Annotated in this window: 16 protein-coding genes; 11 read left to right on the top strand and 5 right to left on the bottom strand. The window is 59.5% G+C overall.

What is annotated here, in order from left to right; translation table 11 throughout:
* The first annotated feature begins 142 nt into the window (after nucleotides 1-142).
* The 10 genes from rnr (at nucleotide 143) to RT21_RS13730 (ending at nucleotide 13,110) form a co-directional block, all read left to right on the top strand.
* Nucleotides 143-2,680 carry a ribonuclease R gene (gene rnr / locus RT21_RS13775; RefSeq protein WP_046163170.1) on the top strand — a complete coding sequence of 846 codons (2,538 nt, stop codon included), beginning with the start codon at nucleotides 143-145 and terminating at the stop codon, nucleotides 2,678-2,680.
* Complete coding sequence (rlmB, locus tag RT21_RS13770; RefSeq protein WP_046163169.1) at nucleotides 2,677-3,432, top strand: 23S rRNA (guanosine(2251)-2'-O)-methyltransferase RlmB; 756 nt, start codon at nucleotides 2,677-2,679, stop codon at nucleotides 3,430-3,432. Before rnr ends, rlmB begins: the two co-directional genes overlap by 4 nt.
* A 193-nt stretch (nucleotides 3,433-3,625) precedes the next feature.
* A complete protein-coding gene (locus RT21_RS13765; protein WP_046163168.1) occupies nucleotides 3,626-5,791 on the top strand; it encodes a PAS domain-containing protein in 2,166 nt (721 codons plus the stop codon).
* A gap of 181 nt (nucleotides 5,792-5,972) precedes the next feature.
* Complete coding sequence (gene rpsF / locus RT21_RS13760) at nucleotides 5,973-6,395, top strand: 30S ribosomal protein S6 (protein WP_045424432.1); 423 nt, start codon at nucleotides 5,973-5,975, stop codon at nucleotides 6,393-6,395.
* A gap of 28 nt (nucleotides 6,396-6,423) precedes the next feature.
* Nucleotides 6,424-6,654, top strand: a complete 231-nt coding sequence (gene rpsR / locus RT21_RS13755) for a 30S ribosomal protein S18 (protein ID WP_019340128.1) — start codon at nucleotides 6,424-6,426, stop codon at nucleotides 6,652-6,654.
* Between the two features lie 34 nt (nucleotides 6,655-6,688).
* Entirely contained in the window at nucleotides 6,689-7,582 is an 894-nt protein-coding gene (locus RT21_RS13750; RefSeq protein ID WP_045424435.1) for a YybS family protein, read from the top strand.
* A 20-nt stretch (nucleotides 7,583-7,602) separates the two neighbouring features.
* Nucleotides 7,603-8,049, top strand: coding sequence for a 50S ribosomal protein L9 (rplI, locus tag RT21_RS13745; protein ID WP_045424436.1), 447 nt, complete (start codon nucleotides 7,603-7,605; stop codon nucleotides 8,047-8,049).
* A 109-nt stretch (nucleotides 8,050-8,158) separates the two neighbouring features.
* Nucleotides 8,159-9,553, top strand: a complete 1,395-nt coding sequence (gene dnaB, locus RT21_RS13740) for a replicative DNA helicase (protein ID WP_045424438.1) — start codon at nucleotides 8,159-8,161, stop codon at nucleotides 9,551-9,553.
* A gap of 81 nt (nucleotides 9,554-9,634) precedes the next feature.
* Entirely contained in the window at nucleotides 9,635-10,714 is a 1,080-nt protein-coding gene (gene alr, locus RT21_RS13735) for an alanine racemase (RefSeq protein ID WP_046163167.1), read from the top strand.
* Nucleotides 10,715-10,824: 110 nt separating this feature from the next.
* Nucleotides 10,825-13,110 (top strand): YgiQ family radical SAM protein, encoded by a 2,286-nt coding sequence (locus RT21_RS13730; RefSeq protein ID WP_046163166.1) that lies wholly within the window; start codon nucleotides 10,825-10,827, stop codon nucleotides 13,108-13,110.
* Between the two features lie 49 nt (nucleotides 13,111-13,159).
* Here RT21_RS13730 and RT21_RS24180 read toward each other — a convergent pair whose 3' ends face one another.
* Together RT21_RS24180 and RT21_RS13720 are read right to left on the bottom strand one after the other, a co-directional pair.
* Nucleotides 13,160-13,939 carry a methyl-accepting chemotaxis protein gene (locus RT21_RS24180; protein WP_234463435.1) on the bottom strand — a complete coding sequence of 260 codons (780 nt, stop codon included), beginning with the start codon at nucleotides 13,937-13,939 and terminating at the stop codon, nucleotides 13,160-13,162.
* A 1,232-nt stretch (nucleotides 13,940-15,171) separates the two neighbouring features.
* Nucleotides 15,172-16,785 (bottom strand): response regulator, encoded by a 1,614-nt coding sequence (locus RT21_RS13720; RefSeq protein ID WP_046163164.1) that lies wholly within the window; start codon nucleotides 16,783-16,785, stop codon nucleotides 15,172-15,174.
* A 217-nt stretch (nucleotides 16,786-17,002) separates the two neighbouring features.
* On the opposite strand from RT21_RS13720, the gene RT21_RS13715 reads away from it, so the two are divergent.
* Nucleotides 17,003-18,058: a DUF2333 family protein gene (locus RT21_RS13715; RefSeq protein ID WP_046163163.1), complete on the top strand. Its 1,056-nt coding sequence runs from the start codon at nucleotides 17,003-17,005 to the stop codon at nucleotides 18,056-18,058.
* Between the two features lie 39 nt (nucleotides 18,059-18,097).
* Here RT21_RS13715 and RT21_RS13710 read toward each other — a convergent pair whose 3' ends face one another.
* The 3 genes from RT21_RS13710 to RT21_RS13700 all read right to left on the bottom strand — a co-directional run bounded on the left by RT21_RS13710 (nucleotide 18,098) and on the right by RT21_RS13700 (nucleotide 21,361).
* On the bottom strand, nucleotides 18,098-19,438 hold the full coding sequence (locus tag RT21_RS13710) for a sigma-54-dependent transcriptional regulator (protein ID WP_045431581.1): 1,341 nt from the start codon (nucleotides 19,436-19,438) through the stop codon (nucleotides 18,098-18,100).
* Nucleotides 19,439-19,545: 107 nt separating this feature from the next.
* Complete coding sequence (locus RT21_RS13705; protein WP_046163162.1) at nucleotides 19,546-21,138, bottom strand: sensor histidine kinase; 1,593 nt, start codon at nucleotides 21,136-21,138, stop codon at nucleotides 19,546-19,548.
* Nucleotides 21,128-21,361, bottom strand: coding sequence for a PP0621 family protein (locus RT21_RS13700; protein ID WP_046163161.1), 234 nt, complete (start codon nucleotides 21,359-21,361; stop codon nucleotides 21,128-21,130). The genes RT21_RS13705 and RT21_RS13700 overlap by 11 nt, the downstream gene beginning before the upstream one ends.
* Between the last annotated feature and the right edge of the window lie 25 nt (nucleotides 21,362-21,386).

Below are 21,386 nucleotides of genomic sequence, written 5' to 3'. Positions count from 1 at the left end.
AACTATACGGGCGGGGTTATGCCTTGTAAAGCCCCGTCCAGGAAAAATAATTCGCGTGAAAGCTGCCGTCGGACGGCGTTTCGCGCTTCAATAGATATAGGGCGTTCTGCCTCTATAAATGAATGAAAGGTGACATCTCTTAATGGCCGATTGGCAATCCCTCGATCCCGAGGCCGCACGTGAAGCGGAAAAGTACGAAAACCCCATCCCCAGCCGCGAATTGATACTCAAGCATCTGAGCGAGCGCGGCTCGCCAGCGGCCCGTGAGCAGCTGGTGGAAGAGTTCGGATTATCCTCCGAAGATGACATTGAAGCTCTGCGCCGCCGTTTGCGCGCGATGGAGCGTGACGGTCAGGTGATCTATACCCGGCGTGGCACCTATGCCCCGGTAGACAAGCTGGACCTGGTTTGCGGTCGCGTCAGCGGTCATCGCGACGGTTTCGGTTTTCTCATCCCTGATGACCGCAGCGACGACCTGTTCTTGAGTCCAGCACAGATGCGTCTGGTGTTTGACGGTGATCGCTGTCTGGCTCGCGTGGCCGGGCTTGATCGCCGCGGCCGCCGCGAAGGTGCGATTGTTGAGATCATCGGTCGTGCCCACGAAACCATCGTAGGCCGCTACCAGGAAGAAAGTGGAATCGGCTTTGTGATGGCTGATAACCCCAAGATCCAGCAGGAAGTGCTGGTCACGCCGGGTCGATCCATGGATGCCACGCCGGGTCAGTTCGTCGAGATCAAGATTACCCACTGGCCGACTCAGCGGTTTCAGCCGCAGGGCGACGTGGTCGAGGTCATCGGCAATTACATGGCTCCCGGTATGGAGATCGATGTCGCGCTTCGCAGCTTCGACATTCCGCATGTCTGGCCGGATGCGGTAAAACGCGAAGCCGCCAAGCTCAAGCCGGAAGTCGAGGAGAAGGACAAGCAGAAACGCGTCGATCTTCGGCACCTGCCGTTCGTTACCATCGACGGCGAGGATGCGCGTGACTTCGATGATGCCGTTTACTGCGAGAAACTCAGTGGCTGGAAGCTGTTTTCCGGTGGCTTCCGCCTGTACGTGGCGATCGCCGATGTCTCGCACTATGTAAAAGTCGGCTCGGCGCTGGATCAGGAAGCTGAAGTACGTGGTACCTCGGTGTACTTCCCCGAGCGGGTCGTGCCGATGCTGCCGGAAGAATTGTCGAATGGGCTCTGCTCGCTAAATCCGCATGTCGACCGTCTGGCGATGGTCTGCGAAATTACCCTGAGCAAGTCGGGGAAGATGACGGATTACCAGTTCTATGAAGCGGTGATCCATTCCCACGCACGACTGACCTATAACAAGGTCAGCAGCATGCTTGAACAGCCATCTTCGGCTGAAGGCAAAGGCCTTATCGGCGAGTACGGTGAAGTGCTACCCGACCTTAAGCAGCTCTATGCGCTCTATAAGATATTGCTCAAGGCGCGGCATGCCCGCGGGGCGATCGACTTCGAGACGCAGGAAACCCGCATCGTTTTCGGCGCTGGTCGCAAGATCTCGGAAATCAAGCCGACCGAGCGCAACGACGCGCACAAGCTGATCGAGGAGTGCATGCTATGCGCCAACGTGGCCACTGCACGCTTCCTTCAGGATCACGATATTCCGGGCTTGTATCGTGTGCATGATGGTCCCCCCCTGGAGCGTCAGGAGAAACTCCGAGCGTTTCTCGGCGAGCTGGGCCTGACCTTGCACAAAGGCAAAGAGGGGCCAACGCCTAAGGATTACCAGGCGCTGTTGGAGCATATCCAGGGGCGTCCCGACTTCCATGTGATTCAGACGGTAATGCTTCGCTCCCTCAGTCAGGCGGTTTACAGCCCTGACAACAATGGCCATTTCGGCCTGAACTACGAGGCATACGCACATTTCACATCGCCGATTCGCCGCTACCCCGATCTGCTGATCCATCGGGCAATTCGCAGCGTGATCCGCTCCAAGCGCGACACGTCGCACGTTCGCCGTGCGGGCGCTACCAGCATGCCTAAGGCGCGCATCTATCCGTATGACGAGGCCGCGTTGGAGCAGTTGGGCGAGCAGTGCTCAATGACCGAGCGCCGCGCCGATGAAGCGACACGTGACGTCGTGAACTGGCTGAAATGCGAGTTTATGAAAGACCGGGTCGGTGAGAATTTCCCCGGCGTTATCACGGCCGTGACCGGCTTCGGCCTGTTCGTCGAGCTGACCGATATCTACGTCGAAGGGTTGGTGCACGTGACGGCGATGCCGGGCGACTACTACCACTTCGATCCGTTGCATCATCGCCTGTCCGGTGAGCGCAGCGGTCGCAGTTTCCGTCTTGGCGACAGCGTCGAGGTGCGGGTCATGCGTGTCGATCTCGATGAGCGCAAGATCGACTTCGAGTTGATTGGCGGTGGCAGCAAGACCGGAGCCGGCGAGCGCGGAGCCCCGGACGGCCGCGGCGGACGTAAAGACGGTCGCGGCAAGAAAGGCGCTGATGCGTCTTTGTCGAAGGGCAATGAGTCGGTCAGCGATGACGTGCGCAAGAGCCGTGAGATTAAGAAGGCACTGTTAGGCGACGCCAAGGCAGGCAAAACCTCGAAGAGCAAGCCAAAGCGCAGCGGCTCGAAACCGAAGGCGGCCGCCGGCAAGGCCACGCCGAAGCCTGAGGGCGCCGCGCCTCGTAAGCGCAAGGCCAAATCATGAGCGATCTAGAAAAGGTTTATGGTCTTCATGCCGTCGAGGCGTTGCTTCGCCATCATCCGAAGCGAGTCAAACAGATTTGGCTGGCAGAGGGGCGTGATGATCCGCGCGTGCAGAATTTGCTCCAGCTGGCTGCCGAGTCGAAGGTTCGAGTCGGCCAGTGCGAGCGCCGCGAAATGGACGCCTGGGTCGAGGGCGTGCATCAGGGCGTGATTGCTGACGTCAGTCCCAGCCAGGTTTGGGGCGATGCGATGCTTGAGGAGCTGCTTGATCGCACCGAAGGCGCCCCCCTGTTGCTCGTGCTCGACGGCGTCACAGACCCGCATAATCTAGGGGCCTGCCTGCGAACTGCCGATGCGGCCGGCGCACTGGCCGTGATAATACCCAAGGATAAGTCCGCGACGCTGAACGCTACGGTGCGCAAGGTGGCCTGCGGTGCTGCCGAAGTCATCCCGCTGGTAGCTGTCACCAATCTCGCTCGGACGCTGGAAAAGCTGCAGCAGCGCGGTTTGTGGGTCGTCGGTGCGGCTGGTGAGGCCGAGCAGGAGATCTACGATCAGGATCTCAGCGGGCCGATCGTTATGGTGATGGGCGCCGAGGGCAAGGGGATGCGGCGCCTGACCCGTGAGCACTGCGATTTCCTGGTGCGCTTGCCCATGGGTGGCAGCGTTAGCAGCCTCAACGTCTCCGTCGCTACCGGAGTTTGCCTGTTCGAGGCCCTGCGCCAACGGCGCTCGGCCCGCTCCGCGAGCTAGCGTCTACTTCGCTTGGCCTGTTCTGTTAGGACCTTTGCTCTTCAGCGGAAACGGATCGTTTTCGCTGCGGTCAACTGTCCGTTCTGACTCTGACGCTCGAGCCGTCACTTTATTGGTTTGACTGGGCGTCGGGCGTAGACCTGGCGCCAGCTTTTGATCGCGACCAGCGCCAGGCTCGCATCATGGAGGTGGTATGCCGCAACGCCCGTCTTTCGAGGCTCTGTTCAGGGTTTCGCCAAATGCCTACCTGCTGCTGGATCCCGATCTGGTAATTCTGGATGCGAACGCGGCTTACCTGGAACTCACCGCACGCAGCATCGAGGAAATCGCTGGGCGGCGAATTCAGGACGCGTTTGCCGCCGACCCGCAATTTCCCGAGTCGACTCATGTCGACGAACTCCTCGACTCCTTTGCTAGGGTCCTGCGTACGAAGGCTTTGGATACCTTGCCCGTTATCCGATATTCCATCGCGGTCAGCTCCGGCAGCGGTGCAGCATATGAGGACCGCTACTGGAGCGCGACGCACACACCTTTGTTGGACGATAACGGCGAAGTCATCGCCATCCTTCAGCACACAGTGGATATCACTGAACTGCAGCAGCTGAAGGACTCCTTGCGCTCGGAAGAGTCTGCTGGTCAGCCGGCTCAACAGATCGAGGCGGCGATCATATCCCGAGCGCGGTTCATACAGGATGAAGGCAATCAACTGCGCCGGTTGTTTGCCCAGGCACCTGGTTTCGTCTGCTTTCTGCGTGGTCCCGAGCATGTGTTCGAGCTGGTCAACGAGGCGTATCAGCAGCTTACCGGCCACCGCCAGCTGCTCGGCAAGCCTGTGCGTGACGGGCTGCCCGAGCTGGAGGGCCAGGGTTTTATTACGCTGCTCGATGAGGTGTACCGCACCGGCGAACCCTACACCGACAAAGGCATGCGGGCACTGCTAAACCGCCGTCCGGGTGCCGAACCGGAGGAGCTGTACGTCGATCTGGTGTTTCAGCCAATCATCGAGCGCGACGGCCGAACGTCCGGTATTTTCGTGCTCGGCAGCGACGTTACCGAGCAGCATCGCAGCCAGCAGGAGTTGCGTGAGTATCGCGAACATCTCGAAGAACTGGTGCGTGAGCGCAGCCGCGAATTGCTTGACAGCGAGTCCGCACGTCGCACCGCCCAGGCAGCCCTGATGCAAGCGCAAAAGCTTGAGGCTGTCGGCAAACTCACCGGGGGCATCGCGCATGATTTCAACAACATGTTGCAGATCATCGGCGGCAATCTGCAGTTGTTGCGTCGCAACCTGAGCGGTGACGAAACGGCCCAGCGGCGGCTGGAGTCGGCTGTGGGCGGTGTAGAAAAGGGCGCTCGTCTGGCGTCGCAACTCTTGGCCTTCGCAAGCCGTCAGCCGTTGCAGCCACAATCTGTGGATGTCGGTGAATTGCTCGGTCAGATGAGCGAGTTGCTCAACGGTGCCCTGGGGCGCGCAGTCCAGGTTGATGTCGATGTCGCATCGGACCTGTGGCCAGTACTGGCGGATGTCGGCAATCTGCAGGCGGCGATACTCAACCTGGCCGTCAACGCGCGCGATGCGATGGGCGATGGCGGGACTCTTTGCCTGCGCTTGCGCAACCAGAGCCTGGATGCTGCTCAGCTCGCGGGACAGCCCGGCGCCGATCCCGGTCCGTACGTTGAACTTGCAGTCATCGATCAGGGAGAGGGCATGCGCCCGGAAATCCTCGAGCGCGCGTTCGAGCCATTCTTCACCACGCGCAAAGATAAAAATGCGTCTGGCCTTGGTTTAAGCATGGTCTATGGCTTCGTCAAGCAGAGCGGCGGATTCGTTGTGCTGGAAAGCGAAGAAGGCGAGGGTACGTCGGTCCGGGTCTACCTGCCGAGCCGCGTTGCGCTGGGTGAGCAGGGGAGGCGTGTTGCAGCGATTTCCGAGCAGTGCGACTCGGCATCAGCTTCATCCGAGCAGATCGAGCCGACATACGCGTCAGGCCTTAGGATTCTGTTCGTCGAGGATGACCCGACACTGCGCATGCTCACCGGAGAAGTCATGGACGAGCTGGGGCACCAGGTCAGCCTCTGCGAGTCGGCCGAGGCTGCGTTGAAGCAACTCGAGCAGCATCCATTTGACGTGCTGCTTACCGATGTCGGTCTGGCTGGCATGAGCGGTATCGAGCTGGTTCGTGAGGCCAGGTCGCGCGATGCCAGCCTGAGTGTCGTCATTGCTTCGGGCTACGCCGTCGATGCTCGGGACGTGGGTCTGGACGACCTGCGCACCATGCTCAAGCCCTACGATATCCATCAAGTCAGATCGTTGCTCGAAAGCATTCAGGCCGAACGGACCATCGCAGGGCGTAGCTAGTCGTTGGTTGGTTAAATATTCACCAAATCGCCTTGCGTGGTCGTCCGGGCTTCTCTAGAATTGCGCCCCTTGTCCGGATGGCAGGCGTTTGCTCGCCTCTCTGGCTGGCAAGACAACATAACTGATTCACTCCTTGCCTGATCCGCGTTGTGCGGCAGGCTGCAACCCGTAAGGAGCAACAATGCGTCATTACGAAATCATCTTTCTGGTCCACCCCGACCAGAGCGAGCAGGTTGGCGGCATGGTGGAGCGTTACACCAAGCTGATCGAAGAGGACGGTGGCAAGATCCATCGTCTGGAAGACTGGGGTCGTCGTCAGCTGGCTTACGCCATCAACAACGTCCACAAGGCTCACTACGTGATGCTGAACGTTGAGTGCAGTGGTAAGGCACTGGCTGAGCTGGAAGACAACTTCCGCTACAACGACGCCGTCATCCGTAATCTGGTCATCCGTCGCGACGAAGCCGTGACTGAACAGTCCGAGATGCTGAAGGCTGAGGAAAACCGTAGCGAGCGCCGTGAGCGTCGTGATCGCCCTGAATCTGACTCTGCCAATGAAAATGACAGTGACAGCGACAGCCGCGACAACAACGCTGACGAGTAATCCACGGACCTATTGAGGAGCCTATTTCATGGCACGTTTTTTCCGTCGTCGTAAGTTCTGCCGTTTCACTGCAGAAAACGTGAAAGAGATCGACTACAAGGATCTCAACACGCTGAAGGCCTACATTTCCGAAACCGGCAAGATCGTTCCTAGCCGTATTACCGGAACCAAAGCACGCTATCAGCGCCAGCTGGCTACCGCTATCAAGCGCGCCCGCTTCCTGGCCCTGCTGCCCTACACCGACAGCCACGGCCGTTAATCGAACTGTTAGACAGACGTAAAGGATAGATCGCATGCGCGCCCTGGCTGAGTTCATCATGCGCGGCCGTATGCAGGCAATTGTTGTTGTGGCTGGGTCTGCAGCGCTGCCGATGTTGTTCTGGTTGTCTGCTGCGGCGGGAAGCCTGGTGTTGCTGCGTCGCGGGTTGAATGACGCACTGGGCGTATTGGTCTGGGCTGTATTGCCCGCGCTGGTCTGGTGGTATTTCGGTGATCCGCGGACATTGCTGGTGCTGCTGGGGTCGTTCGGGTTAGCGCTGTTGTTGCGCAATCAGAGCTCCTGGTCCCGAGTAATGCTGTGTAGCGTAGGGCTCGGGTTGTTGTATGCCTGGGCGCTGGGAATGGTTTTTGGCGAGCCAATTGCGGCACTCGCCACCGAGTTGCAAAAAGTGCTCCCCGACATGTTGTCGGATGCCTATCAGCAACTTTCGGTGGATGAGCAGGCCCGGTTGGGAGCATTGCTGGCACCGGTTCTGACCGGTTTGTTGGCAGGGCTACTGCAGATCACCACGCTGCTCAGTCTGATGCTTGGTCGGTACTGGCAGGCATTGTTGTACAACCCCGGTGGCTTTGGTCTCGAGTTCCGGTCGCTGCGTTTCTCAGCGTTGCCTGCGATGGTGTTGTTGATGGGCATGCTGCTGGGACCAAGTCTCGGTGTGCAGGTGGCGATGCTGGCACCGTTGTGCAGTGTTCCGCTTGTGTTTGCCGGCATCGCGCTGGTGCACGGGCTGGTCGCAAAGAATCGGATGTCTCGGTTCTGGCTGGTGGGGCTCTACGTCACGCTGGTGCTGTTCATGCAGTTGATTTATCCGTTACTGGCCGTTGTGGCCATTGTCGACAGTTTGTTTGATTTTCGCGGTCGGGCATCTCGTGATGACGATGCGGGACCTGCGAACGGTGAAGGTTAAGTTAAAGAGGTAAGACTCAAATGGAAGTCATCCTGCTGGAAAAAGTCGCAAACCTGGGCAACCTGGGCGACAAGGTAAACGTCAAGTCTGGTTACGGCCGCAACTATCTGCTGCCGCAGCGTAAGGCTACTGCTGCAACTCCGACCAACATTGCCGAGTTTGAAGCTCGCCGTGCTGATCTGGAAAAGGCTGCTGCTGATCGCAAGGCTTCTGCCGAAACTCGCGCTGCTCAGCTGGCTGAACTGGAAGTCACCATCACCGCTACTGCGGGCGATGAAGGCAAGCTGTTCGGTTCCATCGGTACTCACGACATCGCTGACGCGCTGACCGCCTCTGGCGTGGAAGTGGCGAAGAGCGAAATCCGTCTGCCAAACGGCACCATCCGTCAGGTTGGTGAGTACGACGTTGCTGTGCACCTGCACACCGACGTTGAAGCGACCGTAAAGCTGATCGTGATCGCTGGCTGATACCGGCTATCGTCTGGCACCTCTGGTGCCTGACGGTTACCATCGGGCACGTTTCCACGCGAGTGGAACGTGCCCTTTGTTTTTCTGAATGCCAAGAATCTCGAGTGCCATGAACGACATCAGTGTGCCCCAGCAATACGACCTGGAAACCGCAGCGCTCAAGGTGCCGCCACATTCCATCGAGGCCGAACAGGCCGTGCTGGGCGGCTTGATGTTGGATAACAATGCGTGGGAGCGCGTGCTGGACCAGGTGTCGGATGGCGATTTTTACCGCCATGACCACCGACTTATCTTTCGCGCGATTTTCACCCTCGCCGAGCGCAACTCCCCGTTCGACGTGGTGACGCTCTCCGAACAGCTGGATAAAGAAGGGCATCTGCCGCAGGTCGGTGGGCTGGCGTATCTGGGTGAGCTCGCAAAAAACACCCCATCGGTTGCGAACATCAAGGCTTACGCGCAGATCATTCGTGAGCGCGCCACCTTGCGTCAGTTGATCGGCATCAGTAACGACATTGCCGACAGCGCTTATGCGCCGCAGGGGCGCACGGGAGATGAAATCCTCGACGAAGCCGAGCGGATGATTTTCCAGATCGCCGAAGCGCGCCCCAATACCGGTGGGCCGATAGGGATCAACGATATTCTGGTCAAGGCCATCGACCGGATTGACTCGCTGTTCAACGCGGGCGAGGACATTACCGGCCTGTCAACCGGCTTTGCCGATCTGGACGAGGCGACTAGCGGCCTGCAGCCGGCTGACCTGATCATCGTGGCCGGTCGTCCTTCCATGGGCAAGACCACGTTCGCGATGAACTTGGTGGAGAACGCAGTCTTGCGCTCCGACAAGGCGATCCTGGTCTTCTCGCTGGAAATGCCCGCCGACTCCATCGTGATTCGTATGCTGGCCTCTCTTGGCCGGATCGATCAGACCAAGGTGCGGACGGGTAAGCTCAGCGACGACGATTGGCCGCGCCTGACCTCAGCGGTCAATCTGCTCAACGACCGCAAATTGTTCATCGACGATACTGCCGGTATCTCGCCTTCGGAAATGCGCGCGCGCACGCGACGTCTAGCCCGGGAGCATGGCGAAATCGGCATGATCATGGTCGACTACCTGCAGTTGATGCAGATTCCTGGTTCCAGTGGCGACAACCGAACCAATGAGATTTCCGAGATCTCCCGCTCGCTGAAAGGCCTGGCCAAGGAATTCAATTGCCCGGTTATCGCGCTCTCCCAGCTCAACCGCTCGCTTGAGCAACGCCCCAACAAGCGCCCGATCAACTCGGACCTTCGTGAATCTGGTGCTATCGAGCAGGACGCCGACATCATCATGTTCGTCTACCGGGACGAGGTTTATCACCCCGAAACGGAATACAAGGGCGTCGCCGAAATCATCATCGGCAAGCAGCGTAACGGTCCGATTGGGACCACACGTCTGGCGTTCCTTGGTAAATACTCTCGCTTCGAGAACCTGGCGCCGGGCAGTTACCAGTTCGACGACGAATAACCGGCAGATGCCGCACCCGCTTGCGGGCCTGACAGAAACCGCCGGACAATAACGGCTCACTTCTGTCCTGAAGGGCTTTCCATGCGTCCCCTGGTTGCAATGGTCGATCTTGCCGCGCTTCGTCACAACTATCAGCTAGCCAAACAGTGCGCTCCAGGGCGTAAGGCCTTCGCCGTGGTCAAGGCTAACGCTTACGGGCATGGTTCGCCCGCGGCAGTCGAGTGTCTGCGCGATGTGGCTGACGGGTTCGCCGTAGCGTCGCTGGAAGAGGCGGAGCAGGTTCGATCGGTCGATTCGAATGCGAGGCTATTGTTGCTCGAAGGCTGCTTCGAGCCGAGCGAATATGTCGCAGCGGCCGAGCTTGGGTTGGACGTCGCCGTTCAAGGCGAAGCTCAGCTGGACGCGCTGCTGGCGGCACATATCGAGCGGCCGTTGAGCCTGTGGCTGAAGCTCGACTCCGGTATGCACCGCTTAGGTTTCAGCGCCGATGCGTTGCGCCGCGCCCATGCCTGCCTGCAAGGCGCGACGCAGGTTGCAGAACTCAACTTGATGAGCCATTTCGCCTGTGCCGATGAGCGGGGCCATCCACTCAACGAGGCGCAGCTGGAGCAATTCACTGGTTTGCTGGATCTCGAATTCGACAACCGCTCATTCGCCAACTCCGCCGCTGTGCTGACCATGTCTGCTGCACACATGGATTGGCTGCGCCCCGGGATCATGCTGTACGGTGCTTCGCCATTCGCCGAGTTGAGCGCTAAGACCCTGGGGCTGAAGCCGGTAATGACGCTGACGGCTTCGATCATCGCGATCCGCGAGGTTTCCACGGGCGAAAGTGTTGGCTACGGCGCCAGTTGGGTGGCCCAGCGTCCTTCGCGTATCGCCACGGTTAGTTGTGGTTATGCTGATGGGTATCCGCGTACGGCGCCGCCCGGGACGTGCGTGGCGATCCGTGGCCAGCGTGTTCCGCTGGCTGGTCGGGTCTCGATGGACATGCTCACAGTCGACATTACCGATCTGCCGCCCGCGGGCCTTGGCGATGCAGTGGAGTTATGGGGCAACAAGATCCCTATCGACGAACTGGCGCAGGCCTGCGGCACCATCGGCTACGAGCTGCTGACCAAGGTTACCCAGCGCGTGCCACGGCGCTATATCAACGGTTAGGCGCCGTTTCGTTTGCACAGCATCAGTAAAAGCCGACTAATCTGGTCGGCCTTCCTGATCATTTTTTGTGCTATATTCCGCGCCCGTTTTCGTTGCCCCGGTTTCTAGCCATGCACGCAGCCAAGCCCCTTTTTGACTATCCCAAGTACTGGGCCGAGTGTTTCGGTCCGGCGCCGTTCCTGCCGATGAGCAGGGAGGAGATGGATCAGCTCGGCTGGGATTCATGCGATGTCATCATCGTGACCGGGGACGCTTACGTCGACCATCCGTCGTTTGGCATGGCCATCATCGGGCGTCTGCTGGAAGCCCAGGGGTTTCGCGTTGGCATCATCAGCCAGCCAAACTGGCAGAGCAAAGACGACTTCATGAAGCTCGGCCAGCCGAATCTGTTTTTTGGCATCGCTGCCGGCAACATGGACTCGATGATCAATCGCTACACGGCTGACCGCAAGATCCGATCGGACGACGCCTACACCCCAGGCGGGCAAGCCGGGAAGCGCCCTGATCGGGCGAGTCTGGTCTACAGCCAGCGCTGCAAGGAAGCTTACACTGACACTCCAGTCGTGCTCGGTGGTATCGAAGCATCGTTGCGCCGCATCGCCCACTATGACTACTGGCAGGACAAGGTGCGCCGCTCGATCCTGATGGACGCCACGGCTGACATCCTCCTGTATGGCAACGCCGAGCGGGCTATCGTCGAAGTGGCGCAACGCCTTGCGCGTGGTGAGACAGTTGAGCAAATCACCGATGTTCGCGGCACTGCATTTGTTCGGCGTGACGCGCCTGAGGGCTGGTTCGAGATCGACTCAACCCGTATCGATCGTCCGGGCAAGGTCGACAAGATCATCAACCCCTATGTGAATACGCAAGATTTGCAGGCCTGCGCCATCGAGCAGGAGAAGGGCCCAGTCGAGGATCCGAACGAGGCGAAGGTCGTCCAGCTTCTGCCCAGTCCGAAGATCGAACGTGACCGAACCGTGATCCGCCTGCCGTCGTTCGAGAAGGTTCGTAACGACCCTGCGCTATATGCCCACGCCAATCGGGTGCTGCATTTGGAAACCAATCCTGGCAACGCTCGCGCTCTGGTGCAGCGTCACGGCGATCATGACATCTGGCTGAACCCGCCGCCGATACCCTTGACCACCGAAGAGATGGACTACGTATTCGCATCGCCGTATGCGCGCGTGCCGCATCCCGCCTATGGCGGCGAGAAGATCCCTGCTTACGACATGATTCGCTTCTCGGTGAACATCATGCGTGGTTGCTTCGGTGGCTGTACCTTCTGTTCCATTACTGAGCACGAAGGCCGGATCATCCAAAACCGCTCGCACGAGTCGATCCTGCACGAGATCGAAGAGATGAAGAAGCTGCCGGGCTTCACTGGTGTGGTATCGGACCTTGGTGGGCCGACCGCCAATATGTACCGCATCGCCTGCAAGAGCCCTGAGATCGAGCAGCATTGCCGCAAGCCATCCTGCGTCTATCCGGGCATCTGCGAGAATCTCAATACCGACCACAGCTCCTTGATCGAGCTGTACCGCAAAGCGCGTGCGTTGCCTGGTGTGAAGAAAATCCTGATCGCATCCGGGCTGCGTTACGACCTGGCTGTCGAATCGCCGGAATACGTGAAAGAGCTGGTCACCCACCACGTCGGCGGCTATCTGAAAATCGCGCCTGAGCATACCGAGCGCGGTCCGCTGGACAAGATGATGAAGCCGGGTATCGGCAGCTATGACAAGTTCAAGCGGATGTTCGACAAGTATTCGAAGGAGGCGGGCAAGGAGCAGTACCTAATTCCGTACTTCATCGCGGCGCACCCTGGCACCACTGACGAGGACATGATGAACCTCGCGCTGTGGCTGAAAGCCAACGGTTTTCGCGCCGATCAGGTTCAGGCTTTCTATCCGTCACCCATGGCGAGCGCCACGGCGATGTACCACAGCGGCAAGAACCCGCTGCGCAAGGTCACTTACAAGAGCGAAGGCGTGCCCATCGTCAAAAGTGAGGAACAGCGCCGTCTTCACAAAGCCTTTCTGCGCTATCACGACCCGAAGGGCTGGCCGATGCTGCGCGAAGCCTTGCAGCGGATGGGGCGCGTCGATCTGATCGGTAGCGGTAAGAATCAGCTGATCCCGGCGCATCAGCCTGCGACCGAAGGCTATCAGAGCGCCCGTCGCAAGAATTCGACCCCGGTCGGCAGCAAGAAGGCCGGACAGGGCGGCAAGATTCTCACCCAGCACAACGGTTTGCCTCCGCGCAGCCACGATGGCAATGCATGGGACAAGCGTGAAGAGGCCAAGGCGGCAGCCGAAGCGCGGCGTAAGGCTGCAGCCGGTGGCGGCAAGCCTAGCGCAAAGGGGCGTAAGCCTTCCCAGCGTCCCGCTGTCCCTCGTTGAGCCATAACTGGCGCCCATCTGAGGCGCCAGAGCTTCTATACGACCGCGTTCAGCCTTTGAACGCCAGTGTCGCCTGGTTCAGCTCGCTGGCCAGGTGCAGCATCTGTTCACTCTGCTCACGGCCACGGCTGATATGCGTCAGGTTGCTATCGCCGAGCTGATGAATACGTTCGCTGTGGCCACGGATTTCGCTGACCGCTTCGCTCTGCTGGGCGGTGGCTAGCGCGATCTGTGCGGCCATCTGCTCAATGGAACCGATGGTGACCACAATCTGATTCAGCGCCGAATCCGCCGTCTCGGCCAGCTGGGCTGTCTCTTCGGCGTGATTAACCTGGATGCGCATGGCTTGGACCGATTGATGTGCAGCGGTCTGCAAGCTCCCGATCAGCAGCTGGATTTCCTCAGTGGCACCACTGGTGCGTTGCGCCAGGGTACGTACCTCGTCAGCTACGACGGCAAAGCCACGTCCCTGTTCGCCAGCTCTTGCGGCCTCGATCGCTGCATTCAGAGCAAGCAGATTGGTTTGCTCTGCGATCGAGCGAATGACGGTCAGTACCTTGCCAATCGTTCCGGTTTCGTCAGCCAGGCGTTCGATGGCCAAGGCGTTGCTTTGCACTTCGCTAACCAGGCCGTGCAGTCCGGTCAGGCTTCTGCCGATGACCTGCTGTCCCTGGGTTACGGCGTGGCCCGCGGCGCGGCCGGCCTCGGCCGTCTGGTCTGCGCTGGTAGCGACATCTTGGATGGTGGCTTCCAGTTCACCCAGCGCGTCCCGGATCTGCGCGGTGTCGCTGCTCTGGCGGCTGGCACCTTGGTGCAGATCATTGCTCATTTCCGCGAGGCTCCGACTATTGCCAGTCACCTCTAGTGCATGTTGGCGCAGCGTGCCGACAAGCGTGAGCAGGTAGCTGCGTAGCTGGTTGAGCGACGTGCCGATTTCGACCAGCTCAGGCGTTTTGGAGCGGATATCGATAGGTTTTTCGAAATCGCCGCCGGCCCAGGCGGAGAGCGCCGGAGCCAGTTGCCCAAGCGAGCGCGTGAGTTGGCGCTGCAAACGATCAATGGCAAGTGCAACCAATAGAATCAACGCGATGATGGTGCCCTGAATCAGCCGTACTTCTGCTTGGATACGGCCGTGTTCTGCGCGGATCTCTGGCTCTAGGTCGTCGAGTGCCATTTGTAGGGATGCGACTTTCTGCTCTGTGCTGTCCATTAGTTTCAGGCGTTGCTCGATCAGTCCGCGTGTGCGTTGCAGTTCTCCCGGATATCGCTTCAGGAGGCTGGAGAGGTCGCGTTTGAAGGCGATGCCTTGGTCTTCAGCTGTCTGCGCCGGGGCTTGCTCGTCGAGGTCCAAGAGCGCAGCGAAGGTGCTTGCGCCGGATGTTTGCTCACTCGCAACGCCGAGCAGCGGTAGGGCTTTCAGCGTTTGCGCTTCCTTCGTTATTGTTTGCAGCGCTTGCTCTACCTCGGCCGCCAACTCGCCGTTGCCGCTGGCCGTCAGCTTGGCTCTCGCGTGGCTGAGGCGAAGCAGTTGTCGACTTGCTTCGAACAATGGCTGTTGATAAAGAGTGACGGCTTCATGCTGACCTTGCGCGGCATAGCGATGCAGCTGCTCCAGTACGCCTGCTATTTCACGCTCGGCTTGCAGTAGCAGGCCTTGGGGGTCTCCTGCCAGCTTGCCTGCGGCGAGCAGCTCAGTAGCGGCGAATTGGTGGAGCTGTTCCAGGCTCGGCTGCAGACGATTGGCGAACGGGCCGGGCAGGGCGCTCACATCTGCTGCCAGCCCCTCTAGCTCAGTCAGTGCGGCCTTGTGTCGTAGGGCGTCGCCACTGCTCAGGTAGGTCTGGATATTGTCGGCGACCTGATGTTGAAAACGCTGGGAAAGGCTCAGGTACTGACCCATCAACTGGTACGGACGCTCCAGCGCACGCTCCGACCACCAAAGCGTTGCGCCCAGGGCAAAGCAAATGGCGACGAGCAGCAAGGTGTTTAGGGTGGTAAGGGACTTCAGGCGCATCCTGGCCTCCGGGGATTCTGGAGGCTAGAAGATATGGCTGTTTGATGTCAGTTCTGTGACGGCCAGAACTTGTCCACTCGGTTTCGTCCAGCATGTTTAGCGCTGTATAGCGCTTCGTCTGCCTGCTGCGTCAATGATTTGATGTCCGCGCTCGGGGTGAGCTCGGCAATGCCGCAGCTAAAGGTGCAGGCCAGATCGACTGGCTGCGCCGGGTAGCGGATTTCGGAGAAGCGTTCGCGTATTTCGTCCAGCACCTTCGCGGCGTTCTGCACCGTGGTGTCGGGCATGACCACCGCAAACTCTTCACCACCATAGCGGCCGATGTGGTCGGTCTTGCGCAGGCGTTGCTTGAGAAACAGGGCGAGGCTCTTGATTACCCGGTCTCCCATTGGATGGCCATAGGTGTCGTTGACCTTCTTGAAATGATCGATATCGATCATTGCGAAGCACAACGGTTGCCCGTCGCGGCGGGCACGAGAGCTGGCGTCTTCGAGCAGTTGAAGGCTGTGCGTATGGTTGTAAAGGCCGGTCAGGCTGTCTCGGACGATCCTGGCTTTCAAGCTGCGGGCCCGCTCAGCGCGGGTGCGAACCGTGGCAATCAGATGGCTGGGTTTGATCGGTTTGGTCAGAAAATCATCGCCGCCTTCGTTCATGGCGTCGAGCTGCTTGTCGAGGTCGTCTTCGGCCGAGAGATAAATGATGGGCACGCTGACGTAGCGCTCATGCTGCCGGATCACCTTGGCCAGTTCAGTACCCATGCACTCGGGCATGTACATGTCGAGGATGATCAGATCCGGCTGGAATTCGGCGAGGTAAGTGATCGCCTGAATCGGCTCATTGAGCGTCTGGGTGATGATCCCCGCGTTGTTCAACACCCTTTCGGTGTGCGTCGCCTGGGCTCGCGAGTCGTCGATGATCAGGACGCGGAAGGGTTCGTAATGCGCAGTGCGGGTGAAGATTTCGATTTTTTCCAGAAGGCACGACGCATCGATGGTGCCTGTGAAGAATTCCAACCCTCCGGCGCGCACGGCGGCCAGTCGCATCGGTGTGTCGGTTTCCTGATGGCTGAAGAAAATCAGCGGCAGCTTTTCATCCAGTCCTTGCTGAATGCGCTCGGCAAGCCGCAGGCCTTCACCGGGCCCATTGAAATCGACGTCCATGACGATCGCGGCCGGGTGCCGCTCATGCATCGCTGCGCGGAATTCCCCATCGCTGGCGAAAGCCTGCGCATTCATGCTGAAGAATTCGAGCTGGCGAACCACGTGTTGGGCGCGTTGGTGGTCTTCCAGTGCGATGTAGACGGGTTTGCTCAACGGCGGTACGTACGCAGACTGCCCGCGCGGATCGCCATGGCGTAGACCCGTGCGTGCAAGACGGTAGACCAGCTGGCTGAGGGTGGCAATGGTGTCGCTAGACAGTCGTCCACGATTGTCGCTGATATCGCCCAGGCAATCTTCGATGCCAAGCGCGAGCAGTCGATGTTCAGTTTGCTCGAAGCGCTCGGCGAATTTTCGCAAACGCTGGTTGGCATCAGCCAGAGCAGACCGGCAAGCGTCATTCCATTCGCTGCGTTGCAGTTGCTGCCAGACTTCGAGAACCTCACGAGCCTGGTGGATGACCCGTTGTGCGAAGTGCTGTTTGAGTTCTTCCTGGTCCGACATGTCCGGTTCCCTGGCCCGCTGCGGCAGTGCTCTCAGAGGCCACTGTGATGGCCCAATGCTACCACCTATCAGTTATTAGCAATGGCTCTGGATAGGCGGCCTAGTTCTCATTATGAGGCTTGCCGCCGACCGGCTGCGTTATAGTGGTTCACATGCCGCACGCTCCGCGTGACCGGCGATCGAATCTTTGAATTTATGAAGAGAAGGACAGACGCCCATGTTGGATTGGAAGAATCGCTTCGGCCGCCTCGGCTTGTCGGGAAACTCAGCCAGAGCGGATGGGGCGACTCGCAATCCGCTATTGCTGGGGATCGCCCTGTTGATCGGCCTCTACTTATTGGTAGCCCTCTTGGTCGGGTGGTACTGGAGCTCCGAACCTGACCGGTTCCCGGTACAGCAGCATGTCCGGCAAGCCGCTGATGCTTCGCAGCAGCAGATTGTTAATGGCTACACGACGGTCGAAACCCTTAAACAGGTCGCGAGCACCTTGCTCGACAAGCCAGGCGGCTATCTGAGCAACGACATCGCGCCCCCCGGCATTTGGCTGGACAATATGCCAAGCTGGGAATACGGGGTGCTGGTTCAGGTCCGCGACCTCAGTCGCGCGCTACGCAAGGATTTCGCGCGTTCCCAATCCCAGTCGACTGAAGACCCGGATTTGTCCAAAGCCGAACCGCTGTTCAACTTCGACAATCGCAGCTGGGCTCTGCCCGCCAGCGAATCGGAATACCGCAACGGTATTCGTTACCTCAACCGCTACCTGGCGCGTTTGAGCGACCCGACCGCCAAAGCGCAGTTCTACTCGCGTGCTGACAACCTGAATAACTGGCTTGGTGATGTGGGGACCCGGTTGGGGTCGCTGTCTCAGCGTTTGTCGGCCAGCGTTGGACGTGTTCGTCTGGACGGGCAGGTGGCGGCCGAGCTTGAGCGCGAAGGCGTCAGGCAAGTGGTTGAGGAAGAGCGCGTCGAGACGTCCTGGATGCAGATCGATAACGTGTTCTACGAGGCGCGAGGACAAGCGTGGGCGTTGTCGCATCTATTGCGCGCCATTGAAGTGGACTTTGCCGACGTGTTGGCGAAAAAGAATGCCGCGATCAGCGTCAGGCAGATCATCCGCGAACTGGAAGCTGCGCAGGAACCGCTGTGGAGCCCAATGGTGCTAAACGGCAGCGGTTATGGCGTGCTCGCCAACCACTCGTTGGTAATGGCGAATTATATTTCACGAGCCAATGCGGCGATCATCGACCTGCGTAATCTGCTGTCGCAGGGGTAACGGGCGCTCCGCGACCCTTTGGGGTCGCGGTTTGTATGCTCAGTCGAGCCCCAGCTTCTTCAGCCGATACCGCATGGAGCGAAACGACAGCCCCAGCCGTTGGGCGGCGGCGGTGCGATTCCAACGGGTTTCTTCCAGTGCCTGCATGATCAGTTTGCGCTCGACCTCTTCGAGGTGGTCTTCAAGATTGTCGATCTGCGCCAGGCTTGCTTCGCCATTCTCCGGCATGCCTGGTGCATCGGAAAGCCGCAGGTCGCTGGGTTTGATTTCTTCGCCTTCACAGAGCGTGTAGGCACGCTCAAGCATGTTTTCCAGCTCGCGCACGTTGCCGGGGAAGCGATAACTCTGCAGTTTTGCCAGCGCATCGGGTTGCAGCCGGGCCGGCGTGTCGCCGCATTCCTGGGCGAGGCGGCGAAGCATCACCTCGGCCAGCTGGGCAATATCCTCGCGGCGCTCGCGCAGGGGCGGCACGCGTAATTCGATGACGTTTAGCCGGTAGTAGAGGTCCTGCCGAAAGCGTCCCGCGGCGACTTCGCTTGCCAGGTCCTTGTGGGTGGCACAAAGAATCCGCACATCGACCACGACTTCCTTGGCGCCGCCAACTGAGCGCACGGCCTTTTCCTGGATCGCCCGCAGCAGTTTCACTTGCATCGGCAGAGGCAGATCGGCTACTTCGTCGAGAAACAGCGTGCCGCCATTGGCCGCCTGGAACAGCCCAGGCTTGTCTTCCATCGCCCCGGTAAAGCTGCCCTTCTTATGCCCGAAGAATTCGCTTTCCATCAGCTCCGAGGGAATCGCCCCGCAGTTGACCGGAACGAATGGCCGCTCGTGACGGGGCCCTTGTTCGTGGATCAGCCGCGCGACCAATTCCTTGCCACTGCCGGATTCGCCACTGATGTAAACCGGTGCCTGGCTGCGCGCAAGTTTCCCGATCTGTTTGCGTAGCACATTCATTGGCGGCGAGGCGCCGAGTAAGCGGCTGTCGACTGTAAGCTCGTTTGGGTTCGGCGTGCGCAGCCGCAGCGCGGTATTGACCAGTTCGCGGAGCCGACCGAGATCCACCGGTTTGGTGAGAAAGTCGAAGGCCCCGGCCTTGAGCGCCCCAATGGCCGTGTCCAGACTGCCATAGGCGGTGATCATCGCGACCGGCAATTGCGGGTACTGCTGCTGAATGAACTGCACCAGCTCCAAACCGCATCCGTCAGGCAGCCGCATATCGGTCAAGCACAGATCGTAGTGCTCGCGCGCCAGGCACTCCTTGGCTTCCTTGAGGTTGCGGGCGCTGCGGGTGTCCAGCTTCATGCGTCCGAGGGTGATCTCCAGGAGCTCACGGATATCGGGTTCGTCATCGATGATCAGTGCTTTCTGGCGAACGGTCATGGTCTCGGTCTTCGACATGGTAGTGCGGGTCCGCAATGTTAACGCTACATGACCTTGGTTGTACCGCGGCCGTGGCCGATGTGTGACCCGTTGCCTTCTCGGCGGGCTCAGCTCAGCTTGCGCGGATGCGCAAAGACGATACGAAAGCAGCTGCCTCCCTCGTCTCGTTCACGGTAATCCAGCCGCGCCTGATTGCTTTCGCAGAGCTCGCGAGAGATATACAGCCCCAGCCCCGTACCCTTGTTCTCGGTGGTGAAGAACGGCTCGAAGATATTCTGGACCTGCTCGGCCGGCACGCCTGCACCATCGTCGAGTACCTCCAGTACGGGGAGGTCGCTCGTCTCGTCTCGGAAGAGTTTCAGCCATACCTGTGCCTGGTCATGTTTCTGGCCACTGTAGCGCAGGCCGTTCTGCACCAGATTGGTTAGCACTTGAATCAGTTGATTCGGGTCCATGCGGGTCTGCAGTGAACTGCCCTGAGTCTCTACGTGGACAATTTGCTGAGGCGGTAGCGTCTGGCGAAATTCGCTGGCGAATCGATGCACCCAGTATTTCAGGTCCAGCAGTTGTGGCTCGGCCTGGCGACGGCGCGACAGCTGCAGCACGTTCTCGATGACCAGGTTCATGCGCCGCGAGTGATCCTGAATGATCTGCGTCAGTCGTAAATCCGCAGCGTCCAGCACCTCTGATTCCTGCAGCAGCTGGGCGGCATGGCTGATCGCCCCGAGCGGGTTGCGGATTTCGTGGGCGATGCTGGCGGTCAGCCGCCCGAGCGACGCGAGTTTTAGCTGCTGGGCCTTCTGTGCGATCTGCGAGATGTCTTCAAGAAACACCAGCGTGTCTTGCTTCACGCCATGCTGCAGCGTAGCGAAGCTCGGCTGCAGCGTAGCGCCGTCAGGCGTGGCCTTGAAGTTGCGCGGCCGCAGGGTCGGATTGTCACGCCAGCGTTGCAGGCCCTTGATAATTTCCGGGCAGCGCGGCGCTAGTCGTTCGCCAGTCAGTGACTGTTGTCCGAGCAGCTCGAGAGCGCCCTGATTGGCAAGCAGCACACGTTCCTGAGGATCGAGGACAAGGATTCCGGTGCGCATGCGCTGCAGAATCTGGGCGTTCAGGGCTTCGAGGTTTGCGACCTCTTCGGCGCGCTGGCGGGCAATGGTTTCGCTGACTTGTAGCCGTCTCGTAAGGCCCTGCACCAACAGTGCGGCGGCGAAGCACAGTGTGCCAAGTGCGGCAGCCTGGACGTACTGACTGCTTGCCGCGCTGTCGCTTAGGCTGAGGTAGAACGTCAGATAGATAAGGCCGGTTGCGGCGACTGCGGCGATGAAAAAGCCGACGCGGCCGTGCAGCAGGATATTGGCGATGGCGACTGCTACGATCAGCAGGTTACCGATGCCGCTTGGCGTACCGCCTGCGAAGTAGAACAGTGCGGCCAGCAGGGTGACGTCCAGTAACGCGAGCGCCAGTACCGGCAGCTCTCGCTTGGGGTTCTGCAGCAAGACGGCTGCGAAGACGTTGAGAATCAGATAGAGCCAGGCGCCGTAGTAGAACGCCGTCGGGTTGGTCATGCGCATCAAATCGTTGTGCAGGTCGCTGCTAATGAGCAGAACCAGCACCAAGCCGATTACGACGCGATAGAGATGATAGAGCCGAAGGATTCGTCGGCCCTTGTAACCGAAAAACGTCAGGTGTTCAGTTCCCACCCGACTTGTTGTCCTGTTCCAGATGCGCCTGGCTGCAATACCACCGATTATGGCTCTGCAGTGCCTGCTCACGTGGCAGATGCACGCCGCATTGAACACAGCGAACTGTCATGACCGTGGTCTGTTGCGGTTTGCCTGCTGCAGGCTTGCTGGTCAGGCGACGCCAGAGCCAGAACGCCGCTGCAATCAGGATGATCCAGAACAACAGTCGAAACAGGCCCATATGTCTACTTCCTGGCTAAGCCGTG

Source organism: Pseudomonas sp. 10B238 (genome assembly GCF_000970615.1).
Taxonomy (GTDB): domain Bacteria; phylum Pseudomonadota; class Gammaproteobacteria; order Pseudomonadales; family Pseudomonadaceae; genus Stutzerimonas.
Note: the sequence above shows the minus strand (reverse complement) of the source record. Positions and strands in the feature narration are given on the sequence as shown.

Coding starts and splice junctions, on each gene's coding strand:
- rnr (WP_046163170.1), top strand. CDS start 143: ATGGCCGATTGGCAATCCCTCGATCCCGAGGCCGCACGTGAAGCGGAA.
- rlmB (WP_046163169.1), top strand. CDS start 2,677: ATGAGCGATCTAGAAAAGGTTTATGGTCTTCATGCCGTCGAGGCGTTG.
- RT21_RS13765 (WP_046163168.1), top strand. CDS start 3,626: ATGCCGCAACGCCCGTCTTTCGAGGCTCTGTTCAGGGTTTCGCCAAAT.
- rpsF (WP_045424432.1), top strand. CDS start 5,973: ATGCGTCATTACGAAATCATCTTTCTGGTCCACCCCGACCAGAGCGAG.
- rpsR (WP_019340128.1), top strand. CDS start 6,424: ATGGCACGTTTTTTCCGTCGTCGTAAGTTCTGCCGTTTCACTGCAGAA.
- RT21_RS13750 (WP_045424435.1), top strand. CDS start 6,689: ATGCGCGCCCTGGCTGAGTTCATCATGCGCGGCCGTATGCAGGCAATT.
- rplI (WP_045424436.1), top strand. CDS start 7,603: ATGGAAGTCATCCTGCTGGAAAAAGTCGCAAACCTGGGCAACCTGGGC.
- dnaB (WP_045424438.1), top strand. CDS start 8,159: ATGAACGACATCAGTGTGCCCCAGCAATACGACCTGGAAACCGCAGCG.
- alr (WP_046163167.1), top strand. CDS start 9,635: ATGCGTCCCCTGGTTGCAATGGTCGATCTTGCCGCGCTTCGTCACAAC.
- RT21_RS13730 (WP_046163166.1), top strand. CDS start 10,825: ATGCACGCAGCCAAGCCCCTTTTTGACTATCCCAAGTACTGGGCCGAG.
- RT21_RS24180 (WP_234463435.1), bottom strand. CDS start 13,939: ATGAGCAATGATCTGCACCAAGGTGCCAGCCGCCAGAGCAGCGACACC.
- RT21_RS13720 (WP_046163164.1), bottom strand. CDS start 16,785: ATGTCGGACCAGGAAGAACTCAAACAGCACTTCGCACAACGGGTCATC.
- RT21_RS13715 (WP_046163163.1), top strand. CDS start 17,003: ATGTTGGATTGGAAGAATCGCTTCGGCCGCCTCGGCTTGTCGGGAAAC.
- RT21_RS13710 (WP_045431581.1), bottom strand. CDS start 19,438: ATGACCGTTCGCCAGAAAGCACTGATCATCGATGACGAACCCGATATC.
- RT21_RS13700 (WP_046163161.1), bottom strand. CDS start 21,361: ATGGGCCTGTTTCGACTGTTGTTCTGGATCATCCTGATTGCAGCGGCG.